Below are 19,205 nucleotides of genomic sequence, written 5' to 3' on the forward strand. Positions count from 1 at the left end.
CCCTCAGCGCTGGTTCATGAGTCTTGGATTGGTGACGATCGACAGGATGTCCGCCAGCAGATTGAGCAGGATATAGGCGGCAGCAAAAATGAGCCCCACCGACTGCACCACCATGACGTCACGGTTCGACACCGCATCGACAAGCAATTGTCCAAGCCCCGGATAGACGAACACGACCTCCACCACCACGACACCGACCACCAGATAGGCGAGGTTGAGTGCGACCACATTGATGATCGGAGCCAGCGCGTTCGGCAGGGCGTGGAAAAGGACGACCCGCATCCGGCTCAGGCCCTTGAGCCTGGCCATCTCGACATAGGGGCTGGCCAGAACATTGATGATTGCCGCACGCGTCATGCGCATCATGTGGGCAATCACCACCAGCATGAGCGTCAGCGCCGGCAGGAACGAGCGATAGAGCATTTCCGCCAGAGACATCTCCGCATCGATACTGGAAATGGCCGGGAACAAGCTGATGCGGACCGCAAGGAATAGCACGAGCACATAGGCCACGAAGAATTCCGGCAGGGATACCCAGGTGAGTGCGATCACATTGCACAGCCGGTCGAAGATAGAGTTGCGGTAGAGCGCCGCCAGAATGCCCAGGATCAGCGCGGTCGGGACCGAAATCACGGCGGCGAAACCCGCCAGGAAAAGCGTGTTCTTCAGCCGCACGCCCAGAAGGTCGGAAATCGGCCGGCCGTTGGCGAGCGAGTTGCCGAATTCTCCATGGACCACCCCCCCGAGCCAGTTCATGTAACGATAGAGGGCCGGCTGATCCAGGCCCAGTTCCCGGCGGAAGGCGGCAACCGTCTCCGGCGTGGCGGACTGGCCGAGGATTTGCTGGGCAAGGTCGCCCGGCAGGAGTTCGACGCCAACGAAGATGAGCGCAGATACGACGACCAGCGTCACAAGCCCGAGCGCCAGACGTTCGCCCAACAGGATCCAGATTTTTGCCACATAGCCTCCCAGTCGGACGGAATTTGGCGATACCCTTCCCCGTCCGCAGCCGCAATGCCGGACGCCCTGCCTCCGGCGCCGGCATTGCCATCAAAGCCCTCAGGCCATCCACCAGCGCTCGACGAAGCGCAGGCTGTCGAGATTCCACTGCCCGCTCAGCTCGCCATGCTGAATCTCGTCGCGCAGAGCAAAGACATACTTGCCGAACATCGGGATAAGCGCACCACCGTCATCGCGGCACAGGCGCTGCATTTCCGAATACATCTCCGCACGCAAGTCCTGGTCGGTCTCGGCACGGGCCTCCAGCAGCAGGGCGTTGAAGCGCTCGTTCTGCCACTTGGTGTCGTTCCACTCCGCATCCTTCGAATAACCGGCTGTGAACATCCAGTCCGGCGTCGGGCGGCCGCCCCAGTAGCTGGTGCAGAAAGGCTTCACGAGCCACACGTTCGACCAGTAGCCATCGCTCGGCTGGCGCACGACCTCGATGTTGATGCCGGCCTTCTTGGCCTGTTCGGAATAGAGGAGCGAGGCGTCGACCGCCCCCTCGAAGGCGGCATCGGACGTGAAGAGCTGCACATCCAGCGAGGAAAGCCCTGCCTGCTTCAGGTAATGGCGTGCCTTGTCAGGGTCATAGGCGCGCTGCTCGATGGTGGCATCGAAGAACGGCATGGAACTCATGACCGGATGGTCGTTGCCGACCGTGCCGTAGCCACGCAGGATCTTGTCGACCAGTTCCTCACGGTCGATGGCATGTTTCAGCGCCATGCGGACATTCTGGTTGTCGTAGGGCGCGGTGTTCACATGCATGGGCATGGTGTAATGCAGCGTGCCCGAAGTGGTCTCCACGCGCACGCCCGGCGCACGCTTCAAGAGATGGATGGTCTTGAGATCAGGTCGGTCGATGATGTGCACCTGCCCGGTCATCAGAGCATTCATTCTGGCCGCAGTGTCGGCGATCGTGGTGATTTCGACCTGCTCGAAATGGGCGCGGTCCTGCTTCCAGTAACCGTCGCGGCGCTTCAGCCGGATGCGTACGCCGGGCTCGAAGCTCTCGACCGTGTAGCCGCCGGTACCGATGCGGCTATGCGCGTCGATCTTGCCCTCGACGGCCTGTCGGATGCACAGATGATAGTCGGCAAAGATATAGGGGAAATCGGCGTTGCCGGTAGAAAGGGTGAAGACGATGGTGTGGTCGTCGGTCGCCTTCATTTCCTCGATCTGGGCCAGCACCGGCTTGACCGCCGATTTGGAATCTTCTCCCCGATGGTAGTCGATCGAGGCTAGGACGTCCGCCGCGGTCAGCTTCTTGCCGTCCGAAAACTCCGCGTCCTTGCGCAGCTTGAAGCTCCATATTTTTGCGCCGGGCTCGGCCTCGAAGCTCTCGGCCAGCTCGGGCTCGATCTGGCCAGCGGGTCCGAACTCCGTCAGATGGTTGAAAACGGCATAGTTGGTCACGAACATGAAGTCGTTGTTGTAGGTCGCCGGATCGAAAGAGTCCGAGGTGGAGCCCTGCAGGAAGCCGACCTTCAGCGTACCGCCCTTCTTCGGCGTTGCGGCCTCGGCCTGAGCCAGGACCGACGATGACAGCGACAGGCCGGCTCCGAACGCCAGCGCGCCCGTCATGAACCCGCGCCGGTCGATCTGCCCCCCGATAAGGGAGCGCTTCAATGTTTCGATTTGATCTTTCATCCGTTCCTCCTGTTGCGAAATATGCTGCCGAGCCCGCTCAGTGCCGGATCGTGATCGCCTTCGTGCGCGCATAGGCTTCGATGCCTTCAAGCCCCTTCTCGCGCCCGAAACCCGATTTCCGGTTGCCGCCGAAAGGCACTTCCACGCCTCCGGCCCAATAATCGTTGATGGTTATCTGCCCGGCGTCGATGGCACGGGCGAGTCGGAGGGCCTTGCTGATATCACCCGTGTAGATACCTGCCACCAGCCCGAATTCGGTGCCGTTCGCTACGGCTACGGCCTCTTCTTCGCCATCCACGATCTGGACGGCCAGCACCGGCCCGAAAATCTCTTCCTGTACTGCCGGATCGTCGCAAGGGAGGCCATCGATGATCGTCGGCTCGAAAAACCATCCTGTGCCCGTCTGTTCATCGGTCGCGGGCTTGCCGCCGGTCAGGATCGAGAGGCCGCGCCTGCGCGCCGCTTGGACATGGGCGTGGACACGTTCGAGATGCGCCTGTGAATTCAGCGCGCCGACATCCGGCCCCTTGAGGCCGTGCCCTAGCCTGAGCGCACGCGCCTTGCCGATCAGCTTTTCCAGGACTTCGGCATGAATCTTCCGGTCGATAACAAGGCGAGAGCCTGCCGAGCAGATCTGGCCTGCATTGGAAAAGATCGCCCACAATGCGCCATCCACGACCTTGTCGACATCGCTGTCCGCGAGCGCAACCAATGGCGACTTGCCGCCGAGTTCCAGGGTCAGCCGGGTCACATTCGGCGCGGCTACCTGCATCACGTCCACGCCAGTGCGCACAGAGCCGGTGAAGGTGATGTGCGCGATCGCCGGATGGCGCACCAGGGCGGCCCCCGCATCCGCGCCAAGGCCGGTCACCACATTGACCACGCCTGCAGGCACCCCCGCCTCCGCCAGCCATCCGGCCAGCACCAGGGCTGTGAACGGCGTGGTCTCGGCAGGCTTTGCAACCACCGCGCATCCGGCCGCAAGCGCCGGCGCGACACCGCGCGCGAAGGTCGAGGTGGGATAATTCCACGGAATGATCTGAGCGGTGACACCCACCGGCTCGCGCTCGGTCCAGCAAGACAGACCCGGACCCAAGGGGATGGACCGGCCCTCCAGCTTGTCGGCGGCGCCGGCATAATATTCGAACAGCCGCGCACAGGAGCGCACGTCGCCGCGTGCCTCGTCCAGGGTCTTGCCCGAATCGAGCGCTTCCAGAACGCTGAGATACCCGGCGCGCTCGCGTATCAATATCGCGGCGCGGTTGAGTATCCGGCAGCGTTCGGCCGGCGTCGTATCGCGCCATACGGCAAGCCCCTTTTCGGCCGCTTCGACCGCGCGGAACACATCCTCGCCCTTGCCGGCACTGAAGCTGGCAAAGGCACGCGCCGAACCGGGATCGAAGCTCTCAAGCATCTCGCCGTCGCTGCCGGCGGCGTAGTGCCCGCCTATGAAATGGCCTTGAGGCAGGCCCGGCAGGGTTCCTGTCTCGAAATACGTCCTGACGAGTACGGCGGCATCGTCGATCATGCCGCAAGCTCACTCTGCTGGTAGCTGGACATTGCCAGCCATTCCGGGCTGATCTCGATGCCCCAACCCGGACGGTCGGTCACGGTGACCATGCCGTCTGTCACTTCGTAGGGGTTTTCCGTGAACAGGCCTTCCTGCCAAGGGTAGTAGTCCGGTCCCTCGATGGAAAACTCGAGATACTTGCCGGCATTTGGAATCGCGCGCAGCAGATGCATGGTGAAGAGCGTCACCAGCCCCAGATTTGCAGCATGAGGCGTGCACGGCAGGCCTGCCGCCTCGCCCATGCGAGCAACCTGAAGCGTGCGCGCCATGCCGCCGAGATAAAGAATGTCGGGCTGGATGATATCCACCGCGCGCATGGCAACCATGCGCCGCCAATGCTGCATGTCGTAGTCCTGTTCGCCGCCGGTGATGTCGAGCGCCAGAGCCTGCGTCACCTCGCGTGTCTGCTCCATCTCCCAGTAGGGGCACGGCTCCTCGAAATGCTCGACGCCATTCTGTTCCAGCATCCGGCCCACTTCGATCGCGCGAGCAGGCGAATAGCAGGAATTGGCGTCTACCAGTAGCGAGATATCGGGCCCCAGCGCCGTGCGGATCGCAGGAACGATCGCTTCGGTGCGTCCTTCCCACTCGTCGCGGTCATGGCCGCATTCCGACCCGATCCTGAACTTGAAGGCATCGAAGCCATGGGCGTCGCGCAGGCGCTGGAACCGCGCGACCTCGTCTTCCGGCGTGATGTCGCGGCGCATGGAAGAGGCATAGGCGCGCAGCCGGCCCGGCGTTCCGCCAATGAGCTCCGTCACCGGCTTCTGTGCGAGGCGACCGCGCAGGTCCCATATTGCCGTGTCGAGCCCGGCCATTGCCCGGTAGAGATAGGAGCAGGAGAACTTGTGCTCGCGCTCCGCAATCTCGCCCACAAGCGCTTTGAGATCCGTCACGCTGCGGCCCAGCGTCCAGGGTGCGACCTGGCGATGAAACACAGCCGCGGTGATGTCCGAATTGTAGGTCGACAACTGTCCCCAGCCAATCGAACCGTCCTCGGCGGTGAGGCGAACGAAGCCGACAAATTCGTTGGTGAAGGTTTCAAGCTTGCGGATTTTCAAGAACGGAACTCACTCTATGCAAAGGTGGATCAGACCGGTCGGCGTGCCCGCTCACGCAGGATCAGGCTGGAAGCCCGGTGCGCCAGCATGATCGTCGGAGCGTTGGTGTTGCCGGATGTGACATTGGGAAAAACGGAAGCATCCACGACCCGCAAGCCGTCGATGCCGAAGACCTTGAGGTCGGGGCCGACAACCGCGGATGTCTCGTCGCGGCCCATCCGGCAGGTGGCCACCGGATGGAAAACGCTGCCGCAGCGCTCACGGAAATCTTCCAGTATGCCAGCATCATCGAGCTTCTCGATGTCGGGCGCGATCGCTTCCCTCGCGAAGGTGCGGATAGCAGGCGTGCGCGCCATGCGCTGGATCAGCCGGCCGCCGGCCACCACATCCTCCTGATCCTTGCGCGTGGACAGATAATTCGGGACGATACGCGGCGCATCCGCCGGATCGTTCGAGCGGATGTCGATCCGGCCACGGCTGGTTGGCCGGGCCGGCTGGAACGACAGGATGAAACCTGGCCACGGATCGGGATTGATGATCGGGCGCTTGTCGCTCGGCGCGGTCGTGTAGGTGACCGGATTGAGATAAAGCTGCTGGTCGGGCCGTTCGAGCCCTTCACGCGAACGGACAAAGCCACCGCACTGGTTGACGCTCAGGCTGAGGGGTCCCCGGCGCGCCAGCACATAGCGCATGCCTTGCAGCAGCTTGCCCCACCACGGCGACAGCATCGAATTCAGGGTCGGCTCGGTTGCCTTGTAGTAATAATTGATGCCGAGATGGTCCTGCAGATTGCCGCCGATATTGTCGTTGGCACGCACGATCTCGATGCCCATGTCCCGCAGCAGCGCGCCAGGCCCCAGTCCCGAAAGCTGCAACAGCTTGGGAGAATTCACCGAACCGGCACTGACGATCACTTCCTTACGGGCACGAAACGTTTGTCGGCCGCTTTGCAGGCACACGGAAACGCCGGTCACACGCTGTCGCTCGATCACGATGCGCTCCACCATGGCGCCGGTAACAAGCGTGACGTTCCGGCGTTTCAGCGCGGGTCGCAGGAACGCATCTGCGGCTGACCACCGGCGGCCATTCTTCGTGGTGATGCGGTAATGCGTGACGCCTTCGGGATCGGGTCCGTTGCAATCGTCGGTGACGGGAAGCCCCATCTCGCGCGCCATCGCAAAATAATGCCGGTTGGACGGGTGAATGTCGCGCCGCACATTGCTGATATAGAGTGGGCCATCGCCGCTGACCGAACCGTCTTCTCCGATGCGGCGCTCGACCGCCTCGTAATGTGAGCGTACATCATCCCAGCCCCAGCCAGCGGCGCCCGACGCCTTCCAATCCTCGAAGTCGGTCGGCATTCCGCGGCAATAGATGAGGGCGTTGATGGAACTCGAGCCGCCGATCACCTTGCCACGCGGCCAATAGCTCTCGCGCCCGCCCGTCCCAGGATCCGCCTCGGTCCGATACATCCAGTTGATGCGCGGGTCGAAGAAGGTGCGGCCATAGCCGATCGGCATCCTGATCCAGAAATTGCGATCCGAGCCACCCGCCTCCAGCACCAGCACGCTGCTTGCGCCGTCCCGCGACAAGGCCTCGGCCACGACGCATCCCGCCGACCCGGCGCCTACGACGATATAGTCATATTCCCCCAAACGTGAAACCTCTCCGCCCGATCAGCGCAGCATCGTCTGAACGACCTCCAATCGCTCAGCCAAATGCCGCATGGCCATCGCAAGGATTATCGCGGGGGGCTTTGCAGCAAGTCAAACAAAGCTTTAATGTGATAAGACCCTATTTTATTTGAAGCTGCGGGATTTTTCAGCCATGACGGTTTCGCTTCCTCCCCTACAATGGCTGCGCGCCTATGAGGCCGCCGCGCGACGGTCCAGCTTCTCCGCGGCGGCGGCCGAACTGAACCTGACGCCAGCAGCGATAAGCCATCAGGTGCGTTCGCTGGAGCAAAGACTGGGCTTCCAGCTTTTCGAAAGGCTGGCGCGCGGCCTGCAACTTACCGATATCGGTCGAGCCTACCTTCCAAGTGTGCGCAAGGCTTTTGACGAACTGACGATCTCCACCGTCGGACTGTTCGGTGCCGATCACGAGAGCCACATCACCGTGCGCACGCCCGTGCTTTTCGGGGCCAACTGGCTCGCACCGCGACTGCCGAGATTCTATGCCGCCTTCCCGCACATCAAGCTCCGGATCCTGACGGCGGTGTGGGCGGAATCCACCACTGCGGTCGATGTCGATATCCGGTTCGGCGACGGGCAGTGGGGCGATTTCGAGGTGCGCCCGCTTTTGCGCGAACCGTCGATCGTCGTGGCGCGCAGCGATATGAAACTGCCGGACGGAGATGATCGTCAGAAAGTGCTTGCCCTGCTCGATCACGGCGTCGTCCATATCATGGGCTGCGAGGACCGCTGGACGCGGCTGTTGCGCAAACATCAGATCAGCGACCGAAGGGTGCGGGTCAGCACGATGACGGACAATTCGTTGTTCGCCATCGAATTGACGTCGGCCGGGCTGGGACCCTGCATCGTGCAAAGGAGATATGCCGAACCTTTCCTACGTCAGCGCAACCTGCTCAGCCCCTTGGTCGAAGGCATCGATATCGACGAGGCCCACTATGTTCTGACAGCACGATCCGCAGAACGCACGAATCCCGAGGCGATCATTTTCCGGGAGTGGCTTATCGCCGAGTGCCAGGAGAGTTCTCCGCCCGGCCCCGCGATCCGGTCGCTTCGTTAAAAACGCTTCCTCCTACAGCACGCCCCAGGCCCGGAACCGGCCCCGGCCGGTCAGTTCGCGAATGCCGAGCTCAGAAACCAGATCGAGCGCGGCGCGCTGGGTGATGCCAAGTTCCTTCGCCATGAGCCCCGCCGAAACCATGGGCCGCGCCAGCACCAGTTCGATCAATGCCGGCAAACGTGAATTGCGCCGCTTGCCGCGCAGCCGCCGTTCCATCTGCGTGCGCGCCAGAGCAAGCCGATCGAGTTCCTTCAAGCCTGCCTCGGCCCCGCCCGCGATCCCCTCCAGAAATGCAGCGAGCCGGGTGGCGCGGTGGCGACACCGGCGCTTGTCGCGCGTAACCTGTTTCAAGCCAATGCTGATCCCGGCCAGATGCGCGTTCGTCTTGTCGGTGGCCCGCAGCAATCCCGACACGAGAAGATTGCCGAGCCAAGCCTGATGCTGCAACGGCTCGATCCGCTCCCAGGCGTCCCACACCAGGGCAGCAGCCAGCAGCGGTGGGAATTCGTCACGAACATCTTCTACGACATCCAGCCATTTGGTCAGTCGCTTTTCCTCATCCCAGTCGGGATCGTCCACCAGTGGACTGCGGGAGGAACGGTTTCGGCTTGCCCCGCCATCAGGATCAGCCGGAGCAGCCGAAGCGGCGCCGGAAGCTACGTCACCGGCTATCGCGCCAGTCTCTTCAGCCCGATCAGCGTCGGGCCCCCATCCTCCGCGGCGATGATCTCGCCGCCCCGCGCTTTCCAGCAATCTTTCGGTTCGCGCCAGAACCGCGTCGATTTCGGCAAGCTGGAGTGCCAGCGCATCGGGCTGTTCGTCCTCGCCGGCTTCCGCACCCGCCGCGGCTCTTCCCACATGGTCCGGTTGGCGCGCAAGTTGGCTTCCCGCAGCGCTTTCGCGCGCCATCAGCATTGCCAGCCCTGTCGACGACAGCGCCCAGCCAGGAGGTTGCGCGAGGATGCGCCGTCGTGTCCGCAGCACCGCATGCGCCCGTGTCAGCTCGTGAGTGGGCGAACGCGTGTCCATCATGGCGTCATGAAGGACGAGGTCTTCCGCATGGACCAGTTCGCCCTCCAGCCAGAGCTGGGCAACGGCATCATGGAAATGCGCGCGCTCGATGAAGCCGGGCCCGGTCTCGCTCTTGCGCAGCCGTTCGTCCAACCGGGCAAGTTGATCCTCGGCCCGGATAAGGGGTTCGAGCAGCTCGCGCAGGGGCAATCCATGCAAATCGTAAGTCATTGATTTGAGGATATAGAAAGCGTCAAACGGAAGCTATCCGCCAGTTTGGTTCCGCCACTGCCGATACCGGTTTTTGATGACTCAACTGAAGTGCAGGAGAAATCTGGCTTGAACCGCTTCCGAAACGAACGCTGCCGGCTTTGTTTCGGTTGCGTTATGGCCAGTGCTTCCCGGCCGCCGTTGCAGGCATGGTGGCGATTCTCTGTGCCGGAGTCAAGAACTGCTCGCATCAGCGCATTCCAATCGTGAGATCGTGGCTCGGCAGACCGGCGGCTCCCGTTAGTCCGTTGGTTGCGGTCCGCCAAGGCGCATGACCCTTTTCGGTCTCCTTTCCCGAGGTGATGGTTTCTGTATCACGCTTTGGCTTGCCCGTTCCGCTATTGGCCGATCTTGCACCGTTCAGCCCTTCCAGCTGGCGTTCAGGCTGATAGCGGCCCTTGAGCGCCTGATCCGTCAAGGCGCGCAGATAGGCACCGGGAGAGCGGATGTCGGTCGAGCGTTCGAGAAGGATCGCCACCGTCACGCCAGCGTTCAGGTCGCCCATGGCACGCCGTGCCCGTTGCCAGGCGTCGGGCGAAATGCCGAGCATGGCACGTACGAGTTCGGCCGTTTGCATTACGTCTCGCCAGTCCCCGATGCCATCACGGGCATAAAGCGGAAATTGCGGACAGGCCGACAGAAGATTTTGGAGCGAGGGCAGGTGCGATATCGGCAAAGCCCCGTTTTCGGTCCTTGCCGCTCCCTGGCGGGGTGTTGCAGGACTGGAAGGGTTGCAGGCTGCAATCTCTTGCGTCGGCATGGTCGTTACGTCGCCGGAACCATTCGGATTTTCACACGCGCTTTTTCGCAAGCCTCTATCAAAAGGTGAATCTGAATCTGACTTCTGTATGTGGCGCTCATTTTCGGACTCATTGGCGCTCAATTCCGAAAGAGTCAGGCTGTCGAGATAGGCGTTTTCCACCGTTGAACGCAGCAATGACAGCGCATTTCGCCGTGTGGTGAGTTCTTCGACGCTGGCATTGCGGGCAAGCCGGCCGGAAAGCTCTTCCAGCTGGTCGGCAAAACTTTCCCACGCCCCTCCCCTGCCCTCTTGCAGGCCGGCCTGAACGGTTTTGGAAATGTCGCGCAGGTGGATCGTCACTTCCATGCGCAGGCGCTGCAGGGTGCGCGCCTGAGCTCTGGCGCGCGCGGCATGAGCTTCGATCTCGGCCGCGCGCAAGGCCAGCGGCGAAAGATCGAAACCGAAAGCGGTCTCGATCGCACCTCTCGTATCGCGGCAGGCGTAGCGCTTGCCGTTGGGGCTGTCGCGGCGCAGGATCATGCCCGCGTCCACAAGAGCCGCCAGATGCCGTCGCAGCGTGGCAGGCGCCATGCCGCGCGAGCGCAGGGAAAGCTCAGCATTGGACGGAAACACGATCAGCGGCTTCGAGCCGTCGATCTCGCTTGCCGGATGGAAGCTCAGCAGGGCCTCCAGGACGGCAATGGTGCGGTCCGAGAGGCCTAAAACTCCCCTCGCCTCGGTCAGCGACCGCAAGAGCCGCCATTTGTCGGCAGCAGCCGACTTTTCACCGTTGTTGCCGGCCGAAAGCTGTTTGCGCGCCTGTCTCACCCGCTCCTGGGTTGTAAACAAGGCATGCGAAAGCGATCGACCGCCAAACGGCGTCGTTGCAAAACGCTCAGTCATCACTTCACCTCGATTCGAGGCAAGCAAAGCCGTTGTCGGAACGTGCCCAACCCTTGACAATTCAGGTCGGAAGTGATTCTCTCACAATCGCTACATTGATGAGGGCTTCCGGAATGGTAACGTTTCGGGGGCCTTTTTCTTGCCGGTTTCCTTTCTTTCTCAGTCTTTTCTACGCTTTGAGCACACTCACAGCCCGTTTTTGGCGACGCCCACTATGCGTGTGATTCGCCGGATGGGGGATAAAACGTCTATTCGCCGCGCTGCTGTTCGAACCTTTCCAGCAATGCCGGCAGTTCCTCGCCCAGAAATTCGGCAAATCCTTTCGGGGCCGAAACCAGTTCCAGCCGCGGTGTTTTGGCGAGGTTGCCGAGGCGTGCGAAAACCTTGCCGCCGGCGTCACGAATCTCGGTCGCTGGCTGCGGTTTCGGCCTGCGCGCCAGCCGGTTGAAAAGCATGGCAAAACGTGCGTCGCTATCGACGGCCTTGAAGCGCTGGCTGGTGATCTCGTCGTCGGCCTTCACTCGGGCGGCTTCACCCTTCAGCATCTCGGCAAGTTCCATCCAGCGTGCGCGACCGGCCTTGGGCGCGGGGCCGATGGCATTGGCGACCTGCACCGGCAGCGCTTCGGCCACCTGCAGGTAGCGCGTCATGTCGGCCTTGTGTAGCGACAGCGCCTCCTGCACCACGCCGCGCTCGAAGCCATGCCTGATCAGCGCATGCGCAAACAGCGCCCGCTCGATGAAGGAGAGGTTACGCCGCTCGGTGTTTTCCTTGCCCTGCGCCAGGACCAGTTCGGCATCGGTGAGGTTGCGCACGATGGCGCGCAGCGGCAATTCCAGCCGCAGCACGGCGCGCAAACGCCGGTGGCCATAGGCGGCCTGGAAGCGGCCCGGCTTTTCTGGATGCGGCCGCACCAGAACCGGCACCTGCTGGCCGCTGGCGCGGATGCTTTCCACCAGAGCCGCGAATTCGGGGTCGTGCCTGTCCTCGAAGCTCAGCCGGTCGGTGATGAAGGAGGCATCGACCAGCTTGGGATCGATCTCGACGATACGCTCGCCGGCCTCCAGGCTTTCCTTGAGCTTGCGGGCGTCCTCGAGCTCGCGCGAGAGGCCGCCGAGCGACAATCCCATGGCCTTGACCGCGCCGGAGGCGCTGCGTGGGGCAGGCGCTGGCTGCGGCGCGGAAGAAGGTGCGGGTGCTGCCGGTTGCGGCAGCGAGGCAGGCGCGAGCTGTGCCGGCTGATCCATGCCGAACAGGGCCTTGAGCTGATCCTTGCGGTTTAATCCCGACATGTCGTCCTCCCTTACCCTGCCCGGTTCCAGGCCTTGAGGATCAGGCCCTCGATCTCGGAGTTGACAGCTGTCAACGATTCCATCGCGCGGTCGTATGTGCTGCGCGTAAAGTTCTCGCGCGCCACTTCGTAAAGCGTCTGCTTGGTCAGGCCAGCATCGGAAAAGGCGGTGGATTTGACCAGCGGCGCCGTCAGCACGCGCGCGCCGAACAGCGAGCGCAGGAAGCCGGCGATCTGCGTTTGTGGCCCGTCATTTGGCTCGTAGCGGGTGATGAGATAACGCATGAAATCAAAATTCAGGGCGCCGCCCGCCTCGCGCACCACCGCCAGAAGGTCGGCAGTCATGAACAGGAACTGGCTCATGGAGGCGACGTCAAGCATCTGCGGATGCACCGTTACCAGCACCGAGGTTGCCGCGCACAGCGCAGACAGCGTCAGGAAGCCGAGTTGCGGCGGGCAATCGACGACGATCACGTCATAATCGTCCGCCACTTCGGCGAAAGCCGCCTGCACGCGTGCAAAGAACAGCGTTTCGCCGGTGTCCGCGCCACTCTGGCGGGCTGACAGCATATGCGGCGTGGTGTGTTCGAATTCCTGCAGTTCAAGATTGCCCGGAACGAGGTCGAGGCCGTCGAAATAGGTCTTGCGGATGATGTCGCGCAACGGCCGCCGGCTGTCGTCGTAGCGGATCGCGCCATAGAGCGTGTCGTTGCCGGTAAGGTCGAGTTCTGGCTGATAGCCGAACAGCGCCGACATCGAGGCTTGCGGATCGAGATCAACCGCCAGCACGCGAAAACCCGACAGTGCCAGATGCTGGGCCAGATGCGTGCTGGTCGTGGTCTTGCCCGAGCCGCCCTTGAAGTTGGTAACGGCAATCACCTGCAGGTGCTCGCCGAGTTCGGCATTGCGGCGCGGCAGGTAAGTGCGCGCCTTGGCGCCACCCTGATCGGCCAGATGCCGGCGCAGCGCGTTGATGTCTGCCAAAGTATAATGCCGGCGCCCGCCGGGGCCGGTCTCGGGCTGCGGCCCCTCGCCGGCGATGGAAAGCTGGCGCAGATAGCCATCGGAAACGCCGATGAGCTTGGCCGCCTCGCCGCTGGTGAACTTGCGTAGCGCCTTGCGCGATTCAGGCTGGAACAGACGGCTGCGCATGGCCTGAAGCTGCGCCGACAGCATCTCCGCGTCGGCGGCGATGGCGCGGTCGGTGGATAACACCACCCCGCTCTCCGAATGTCCCCAGGCCTGGTCCTGCATGTGTGCCTCAATCATTTTTTAACTTTCTGTCCGGTCGCTCTTGAGGCGCGGTTTTGCCGCAAAATGCCCGAAACAGCGGGTAATTCGCGGATCATGCGCCGATTCGGCCTGCAAGGTCGAATCCTGACCTACGCAAGCCGATGTTTTTACGCAGAAAGGCAGCAATAACGATTTTGAAATCCGGTTACGGCTGCCGTACTTGATTACGCTGGAAATCCGTAACAACTTGCCGAGGCGTGTGAGTCGCGTCAAGGCATTTATAGTTAACGGAAATTAACCATTTGGCCGAGGCTGCTGACGCATTCACTTTGGATGCCTGCGGTTTGTTGGCAGCTATCAACGAGGTGGTGGTTTGGCGCCGGCTGGCAGCGCGCTGGTCCGGGGCGGATGACCGGACTTGACGCCCGCCGTGGCGCGGCCGTCAAGATATATCTGCGACCGCGATGCTTCATATATCAGCCTGCGCCGTTCGCGCGGGGCGCGGTCTGGCCGGCAAGGATGCGCGTTGGGCGCGGTTGGGAGCTGTCAACGAATAGGGCGTGGCGATGCATGCCGGCCACGCCGCACCGCAGGCGCTCGCGTGAGCGGGTCTGGCGAGCCGCCAAAACCTTTTCGCCGCTCGCTTGAACGGCGGCAGGCCATGGCGCCGCTCCAAACTGACCGAAGTGTCGAGATGGGAGGGGCGCCGCAATCACCCGCCATGATCAGAATGCCGGGGATGAATGCCGGCGACATGCGGTTTGTGCTGGAAGATGCGGCCGCCTTCCTGCGAAAATATCTGCGTTGGCCATCTGGCCTTCACGGGCAAGGCAGCGCAGCAACGGAGCGTAGACATGGAACCCATCTGGGCGGTCGGATTGATGACCGGAACCGTGCTCGACGGAAATATCGACGTCGCCTTGCTCAAGACCGATGGCGAAAGCATTGAGACGTTCGGTGCCTACGCGCTCGTGCCTTATCCGGCAACGATCCGCGACAAGCTTGAGGAAGCCCAGCAGGCCGCGCGCGCCTGGAACTTCGACGGGCCGGAACCCGCCCTCTTCGCCGAGGTCGAGGCGGAGCTGACATGCGCGCAGGCAGCCGCAGTCATGAAGGTCGTGGAAGAAGAGGGTATGACCATGGCCGAAATCGGCGTGGTCGGCTTCCATGGCCAGACCGTTCTGCATCGCGGACCGCGCAATGGTCGCCTCGGCGACACCCGCCAACTCGGCGATGGCGAGCTGATGCATTCCATTCTCGGCACGAGGGTTGTCTATGACTTCCGCTCCGCCGATGTTCGCGCCGGAGGGCAGGGCGCGCCGCTGGTGGCGGCCTATCATGCCGCGCTGCTCGGCAAGGCCGGCGCGCGTGGCGACAGCGCCATCCTCAATCTGGGCGGCGTCGGCAATGTCACCTGGTGGGACGGCGATGGCGAGCTGGTCGCCTTCGACACCGGTCCGGCGAATGCGCCGATCAATGATTTCGTCCGGGCGAGGGGGCTGGGCGAGATGGACCGCGACGGCGCGCTTGCGGGTGCGGGCAGGGTGGACGAGGCGCGGCTGCAAGAGCTGCTGCGGCATCCCTATCTCACCGCGGACTATCCGAAGTCGCTCGACCGGTTCGACTTTACGGCGGCGATGGCCGACGGGCTCGGCGACGCGGACGGCGCTGCCCTCCTGACGGCCTTCAGCGCTTCCTGTGTGGGCAAGGCGCTCGACCTCCTGCCACGACGGCCGGAAAAGCTCTACGTCTCGGGCGGCGGGCGGCGCAACCCGACGCTGATGGCGATGCTGGACGAGCGGGCACGGGTCGAGACGGTTTCGGCCGACCGGCTCGGCTGGCGGGGTGATGCGGTGGAAGCGGAATGCTTTGCGTTCCTTGCAGTGCGCGCGTTGCGTGCCCTGCCGATCAGCTTCCCCAGCACGACCGGCGTGCCCGAACCAATGACCGGGGGCCGCATCGCCGGCTAGGATATACTTAGCCGGGTAAGTATACGGCTTCGCGGCGACTGCTGAGGAGGCGCGAGATGCCCGCAAAGACCAGTGTTGCCTGTCTCCTTTGCGCCGGATGCATGTCGTTTTCCCGAGCGCGAGCCAGCATCTTCTGTGATGTGATCGTGGCCGTTCTAGGTGCCGCTCCGAAGGTTTCGGAGGGGAGAATTGGGAAGCCGGTCAAAAAGCCGGCGCTGCCCCCGCAACGGTGGTGGAGCAGATTCACGGCGGTCGTGACGATCCGCCAGGATCGGCTCCAGAGTCCGCAAACCAGCCTCGAACGATTGCGAACCGACTGATCGCGGTGGGCGGTCAAGAGGCAGCGCTGAGGGCAAGATCGCTTGCCCGCCCGCTAAACCTCCATCACCACCAGTTCAGTCCTTGTGCAAGGCGAGGACAGGACATGGATACGGGCAATCCTCCGATCCCGGTGCAGCGGGCAGGTGCGGCCGCCGGTTGCCCATCCGCCGACGGGACGCGGTGTCGGCCCGGTCCGCGCGTCATGGCTTCCGTCTCGCCGCTGCCGCCGCCCGCGGAAATATTCATCGACTGGCTGATGTCGGTTCCGGTCGGCGCCGATCTTGCGGCGGCCGCGCGCAATCAGATCGGGCTGATCGACCGCCGTGCGCCGCTTCATCCGGACGTCCGCCGCCTGCGCATGCTGCTGTCTGCGCTGGCTGGCAGTGCCGGCCCTTCCCGGCTTCCAGCCTATTGAGGCGCACGATGACCAGCGCATCCGCAATCTTCGTGAGAAGCCCGCGCAGGCGGGCCAGCGCCCCTGTGACATTCGCCCGCAAGCCGGATGCTGCCGGCACCGCCTTCATTCTTCCCAACCCAAGCCAGACAGGATGCCGCCATGGGTGTAATTTCCATTCAGAACTATGCCAGTAACGATCCGATCGATGCACTCGTGGCGGCCCACCAGCCGGGACACGGCCTGACGCGGGCGTTCTACAGCGATCCTGCCATTTATGAGCGCGACATGGAGCGTCTTTTCAGGCGTCACTGGCACTGTCTCGCGCATGAAAGCGTCATTCCCAATCCGGGCGATTTCGAACTGTTCAGGATCGAGAACGAGGCGATCATTCTGTCGCGCGGCATGGATGGAAGCGTCCATGCCATGCTCAATGTATGCCGCCATCGCGGCGCGGAGGTCTGCACCAAGCCCAAGGGCAACGCAAAATTCTTCGTCTGCCCCTATCACGCCTGGACCTATTCCAATGACGGCAGCTTGCGCGCCGCACGCCTGATGCCGAAGGATTTCGACCGTTCGGCACATGGGCTGAAAAAGCTGCATGTGCGTGTCGCCTCGGGGCTGGTCTTCATCACATTCGCCGAAAATCCGCTCGATTTCGACCCGATCGAGCAGTCGCTGCGCACCAGTTGCGGCCAGTATGGCTGGGGCGAGGCGAAAGTGGCGTACCGCCAGACCTACGCCGTCGATGCCAACTGGAAGCTGGCGGTCGAGAACTATGTCGAATGCTATCATTGCGGCCCTGCGCATCCCGAATATTCGCAGACCCATGCGCTCGAGCAACCGCCGGAAATGATCGAGAAGCTCAACCAGGCGATGGAAGGGCGCACCTGCGCGCTGGGCGTGGAGATCGGCAGCGGCAATCATTGGCAGACCTCCATCAACGGGCAGGAGGCGATCCACACATTCCGCTACGCGCTCTATGACGGCGTCTCGACCGGCAGCGAGGACGGCAAGCCGGTGGCGCCGCTGATGGGCCGCTTCACCGACTATGATGGCGGTGTCACCTCCATCCATCTCGGCGGCACGAGCTTCTTCGTCTGCTATCCGGACCACGGCATGATCTATCGCTTCATCCCCAAGACGGTGGATACATGCGAAATGGAGCTGATCTGGCTGGTGCGCGGCGACGCCGAGGAGGGCCGCGACTACGATCTGGAGAAGCTGACCTGGCTGTGGAAGGTTACCACCGAGGAAGACAAGAAGATCATCGAGCACACCGCGCGCGGTGTCGCCTCCCGCTTCTTCGAGCCGGGTCCGATCGCTCCGATGGAGTATAATGAGCTGCGCTATATAGGCTGGTATCTCGACGAAATCAGCCGGCCTTGACGTAAAGGGACCGCCACGCTCCCGAACCTCCAAAGCACCATGCCGGCATCGCGTGCCGGCATGGTCGCGCGAGCCCGGAAAACCTCCGGTCGCAGCAGCATTCCCATCACGCTTTTTCCGTTGCTCTTGATCCTTCCGCCATTCCGGCCTATGCCTAGCGAAGCAAAATTCGTTGGGGTGCCGTAAGGCTGAGAGGTGCGATCCGTGCCAACCCATTGAACCTGATCCGGGTAATACCTGCGTAGGGAACGGAGTTTGGCATGTCGCGAACCAGGGCAGTTTCCCTGCCGGAGCAGAAGTCTCCGTATAGCGTTCATGACGTTTCGAATTCCGCCTGGAATGAGAAACGGTACGATGAACGAAGAAACGCCTGTCTTCCAGACGACCTTGCAAGCCTCCTTCATCCCGATCAGCGTCCTCATTGCAGGCGCTGACGGCAACGCCGTTCGTGTCGATCCTGCTGGAGGTCGATGATGCGGGTCGCGATCATCGGCGCCGGTGTGGCGGGCCTCGCAACCGCCACCGAATTCGCAGAGCAGGGCCACGACGTCACACTCATTGCCCGTGGGTCCGCTATCGGCGAGAACTGCTGTTCCTGGTATGCGGGCGGAATGCTCGCTCCGTGGTGTGAAGGCGAAAGTGCCGGGGAGCAGGTCATACGGCTCGGTCAGCAGGCCGTCGGCTGGTGGGAGCGCCATGTTTCCGGCGTGCGTCGTCGGGGCACGCTCGTGCTTTGCCAAGGCCGCGACATGGCCGAACTGCACCGCTTCGCGCGGCGCACGGAAGCTTCCGAAGTCGTCGACGGCGACCGCATCGACGAGCTGGAACCCGATCTCGCAGGCCGCTTCCGGCAAGGACTGTTCTTCGCGGATGAGGGGCATCTTGATCCGCGCAAGGCGCTCGTGGAGCTGGCGCAGAAGCTGCGCGAGCAGGGCGCGATCTTCCGGCTCGGCGTCGACGCCGGCGACGTCGCCCTCGATGCGGACATCACCATTGATTGCCGTGGTCTGGCCGCCCGCGACCGTCTGCCGGATTTGCGCGGGGTGAGGGGCGAGATGCTGGTCATCCGCTCGCGCGATCTCAATCTTTCCCGCCCCGTGCGGTTCCTGCATCCGCGCATACCGCTTTACATCGTGCCGCGGGGGGAGGGCGTCCACATGGTCGGCGCGACCATGATCGAGGGCGACCGGCGCGCACATATCAGCGTGCGCTCTACCCTGGAACTTCTGAGCGCGGCCTATGCGCTGCATCCGGCCTTCGGCGAGGCCGAAATCCTCGAGACCGGCGTCGATGCGCGGCCTGCCTTTCCCGACAATCTGCCGCGGGTGCAGCGGTGCGGCAACACCGTCTACGTCAACGGCCTTTACCGGCACGGCTATCTGCTGTCGCCGGCGATTGCGCACATGGCCGTTGCGGCCGCGTCCACCCCGAACTGATGGAGGAGTCTCCCCATGAAAATCGTCCTCAACGGCAAATCCCACGAGACCGCGTCAACGGATCTCGCGTCGCTGCTTGCCGAGATAGATTTTGCCGACGCCATTGTCGCAACCGCCCTCAATGGCGAGTTCGTCTCCGTGGACCAGCGTGACGGGGTATCGCTTCAACCGGGCGACCGGGTCGAGATCGTCGCCCCGATGCAGGGAGGCTGAC

General features: G+C 62.9%; 15 protein-coding genes and 2 riboswitches. Of the genes, 6 read left to right on the top strand and 9 right to left on the bottom strand.

Going from position 1 to position 19,205, the window contains the following annotated elements; all coding sequences use genetic code 11:
* Positions 1-3 precede the first annotated feature (3 nt).
* From C7441_RS09375 to C7441_RS09395, 5 genes are all read right to left on the bottom strand, one after another.
* Positions 4-960 (bottom strand): ABC transporter permease, encoded by a 957-nt coding sequence (locus C7441_RS09375; RefSeq protein WP_109612635.1) that lies wholly within the window; start codon positions 958-960, stop codon positions 4-6.
* Positions 961-1,059: 99 nt separating this feature from the next.
* On the bottom strand, positions 1,060-2,649 hold the full coding sequence (locus C7441_RS09380; protein ID WP_109612636.1) for an ABC transporter substrate-binding protein: 1,590 nt from the start codon (positions 2,647-2,649) through the stop codon (positions 1,060-1,062).
* A gap of 37 nt (positions 2,650-2,686) precedes the next feature.
* Entirely contained in the window at positions 2,687-4,177 is a 1,491-nt protein-coding gene (locus C7441_RS09385; protein WP_109612637.1) for an aldehyde dehydrogenase family protein, read from the bottom strand.
* The gene (locus C7441_RS09390) at positions 4,174-5,280 is read right to left on the bottom strand and encodes a mandelate racemase/muconate lactonizing enzyme family protein (RefSeq protein ID WP_109612638.1); all 1,107 of its coding nucleotides are present in this window, start codon (positions 5,278-5,280) and stop codon (positions 4,174-4,176) included. Before C7441_RS09390 ends, C7441_RS09385 begins: the two co-directional genes overlap by 4 nt.
* Positions 5,281-5,309: 29 nt before the next feature.
* Positions 5,310-6,935, bottom strand: coding sequence for a GMC family oxidoreductase (locus tag C7441_RS09395; protein WP_109612639.1), 1,626 nt, complete (start codon positions 6,933-6,935; stop codon positions 5,310-5,312).
* 172 nt (positions 6,936-7,107) lie between these two features.
* On the opposite strand from C7441_RS09395, the gene C7441_RS09400 reads away from it, so the two are divergent.
* Complete coding sequence (locus C7441_RS09400; RefSeq protein ID WP_109612640.1) at positions 7,108-8,031, top strand: LysR substrate-binding domain-containing protein; 924 nt, start codon at positions 7,108-7,110, stop codon at positions 8,029-8,031.
* A 12-nt stretch (positions 8,032-8,043) separates the two neighbouring features.
* On the opposite strand, the gene C7441_RS09405 is transcribed toward C7441_RS09400, so the two are convergent.
* The 4 genes from C7441_RS09405 to repA form a co-directional block, all read right to left on the bottom strand.
* Entirely contained in the window at positions 8,044-9,273 is a 1,230-nt protein-coding gene (locus C7441_RS09405; RefSeq protein ID WP_109612641.1) for an RHE_PE00001 family protein, read from the bottom strand.
* Positions 9,274-9,502: 229 nt separating this feature from the next.
* Complete coding sequence (gene repC, locus C7441_RS09410; RefSeq protein WP_244916098.1) at positions 9,503-10,984, bottom strand: plasmid replication protein RepC; 1,482 nt, start codon at positions 10,982-10,984, stop codon at positions 9,503-9,505.
* 221 nt (positions 10,985-11,205) lie between these two features.
* Positions 11,206-12,249 carry a plasmid partitioning protein RepB gene (repB, locus tag C7441_RS09415; RefSeq protein ID WP_109612643.1) on the bottom strand — a complete coding sequence of 348 codons (1,044 nt, stop codon included), beginning with the start codon at positions 12,247-12,249 and terminating at the stop codon, positions 11,206-11,208.
* An 11-nt stretch (positions 12,250-12,260) separates the two neighbouring features.
* A complete protein-coding gene (repA, locus tag C7441_RS09420) occupies positions 12,261-13,502 on the bottom strand; it encodes a plasmid partitioning protein RepA (RefSeq protein WP_051131359.1) in 1,242 nt (413 codons plus the stop codon).
* An 833-nt stretch (positions 13,503-14,335) separates the two neighbouring features.
* On the opposite strand from repA, the gene C7441_RS09425 reads away from it, so the two are divergent.
* The 5 genes from C7441_RS09425 (at position 14,336) to thiS (ending at position 19,204) form a co-directional block, all read left to right on the top strand.
* Positions 14,336-15,451: an anhydro-N-acetylmuramic acid kinase gene (locus tag C7441_RS09425; protein WP_109612712.1), complete on the top strand. Its 1,116-nt coding sequence runs from the start codon at positions 14,336-14,338 to the stop codon at positions 15,449-15,451.
* A gap of 140 nt (positions 15,452-15,591) precedes the next feature.
* Positions 15,592-15,765: riboswitch (cobalamin riboswitch) on the top strand.
* A 209-nt stretch (positions 15,766-15,974) separates the two neighbouring features.
* The gene (locus C7441_RS09430; RefSeq protein ID WP_146201442.1) at positions 15,975-16,187 is read left to right on the top strand and encodes a hypothetical protein; all 213 of its coding nucleotides are present in this window, start codon (positions 15,975-15,977) and stop codon (positions 16,185-16,187) included.
* Between the two features lie 141 nt (positions 16,188-16,328).
* Complete coding sequence (locus tag C7441_RS09435) at positions 16,329-17,555, top strand: aromatic ring-hydroxylating oxygenase subunit alpha (protein WP_109612713.1); 1,227 nt, start codon at positions 16,329-16,331, stop codon at positions 17,553-17,555.
* Between the two features lie 163 nt (positions 17,556-17,718).
* Positions 17,719-17,820: riboswitch (TPP riboswitch) on the top strand.
* 208 nt (positions 17,821-18,028) lie between these two features.
* Positions 18,029-18,991, top strand: a complete 963-nt coding sequence (locus C7441_RS09440; protein ID WP_109612714.1) for an FAD-dependent oxidoreductase — start codon at positions 18,029-18,031, stop codon at positions 18,989-18,991.
* Between the two features lie 15 nt (positions 18,992-19,006).
* The gene (thiS, locus tag C7441_RS09445; RefSeq protein WP_109612645.1) at positions 19,007-19,204 is read left to right on the top strand and encodes a sulfur carrier protein ThiS; all 198 of its coding nucleotides are present in this window, start codon (positions 19,007-19,009) and stop codon (positions 19,202-19,204) included.
* Position 19,205 lies beyond the last annotated feature (1 nt).

Source organism: Pseudaminobacter salicylatoxidans, assembly GCF_003148475.1.
Classification (GTDB): Bacteria; Pseudomonadota; Alphaproteobacteria; order Rhizobiales; family Rhizobiaceae; genus Pseudaminobacter; species Pseudaminobacter salicylatoxidans.

What these genes read in the sequence shown, in the direction of transcription:
- C7441_RS09380 (WP_109612636.1), bottom strand. Translation starts at nt 2,649, where the DNA reads ATGAAAGATCAAATCGAAACATTGAAGCGCTCCCTTATCGGGGGGCAG.
- C7441_RS09385 (WP_109612637.1), bottom strand. Translation starts at nt 4,177, where the DNA reads ATGATCGACGATGCCGCCGTACTCGTCAGGACGTATTTCGAGACAGGA.
- C7441_RS09400 (WP_109612640.1), top strand. Translation starts at nt 7,108, where the DNA reads ATGACGGTTTCGCTTCCTCCCCTACAATGGCTGCGCGCCTATGAGGCC.
- C7441_RS09405 (WP_109612641.1), bottom strand. Translation starts at nt 9,273, where the DNA reads ATGACTTACGATTTGCATGGATTGCCCCTGCGCGAGCTGCTCGAACCC.
- repB (WP_109612643.1), bottom strand. Translation starts at nt 12,249, where the DNA reads ATGTCGGGATTAAACCGCAAGGATCAGCTCAAGGCCCTGTTCGGCATG.
- repA (WP_051131359.1), bottom strand. Translation starts at nt 13,502, where the DNA reads ATGCAGGACCAGGCCTGGGGACATTCGGAGAGCGGGGTGGTGTTATCC.
- C7441_RS09425 (WP_109612712.1), top strand. Translation starts at nt 14,336, where the DNA reads ATGGAACCCATCTGGGCGGTCGGATTGATGACCGGAACCGTGCTCGAC.
- C7441_RS09430 (WP_146201442.1), top strand. Translation starts at nt 15,975, where the DNA reads ATGGCTTCCGTCTCGCCGCTGCCGCCGCCCGCGGAAATATTCATCGAC.
- C7441_RS09435 (WP_109612713.1), top strand. Translation starts at nt 16,329, where the DNA reads ATGGGTGTAATTTCCATTCAGAACTATGCCAGTAACGATCCGATCGAT.
- C7441_RS09440 (WP_109612714.1), top strand. Translation starts at nt 18,029, where the DNA reads ATGCGGGTCGCGATCATCGGCGCCGGTGTGGCGGGCCTCGCAACCGCC.
- thiS (WP_109612645.1), top strand. Translation starts at nt 19,007, where the DNA reads ATGAAAATCGTCCTCAACGGCAAATCCCACGAGACCGCGTCAACGGAT.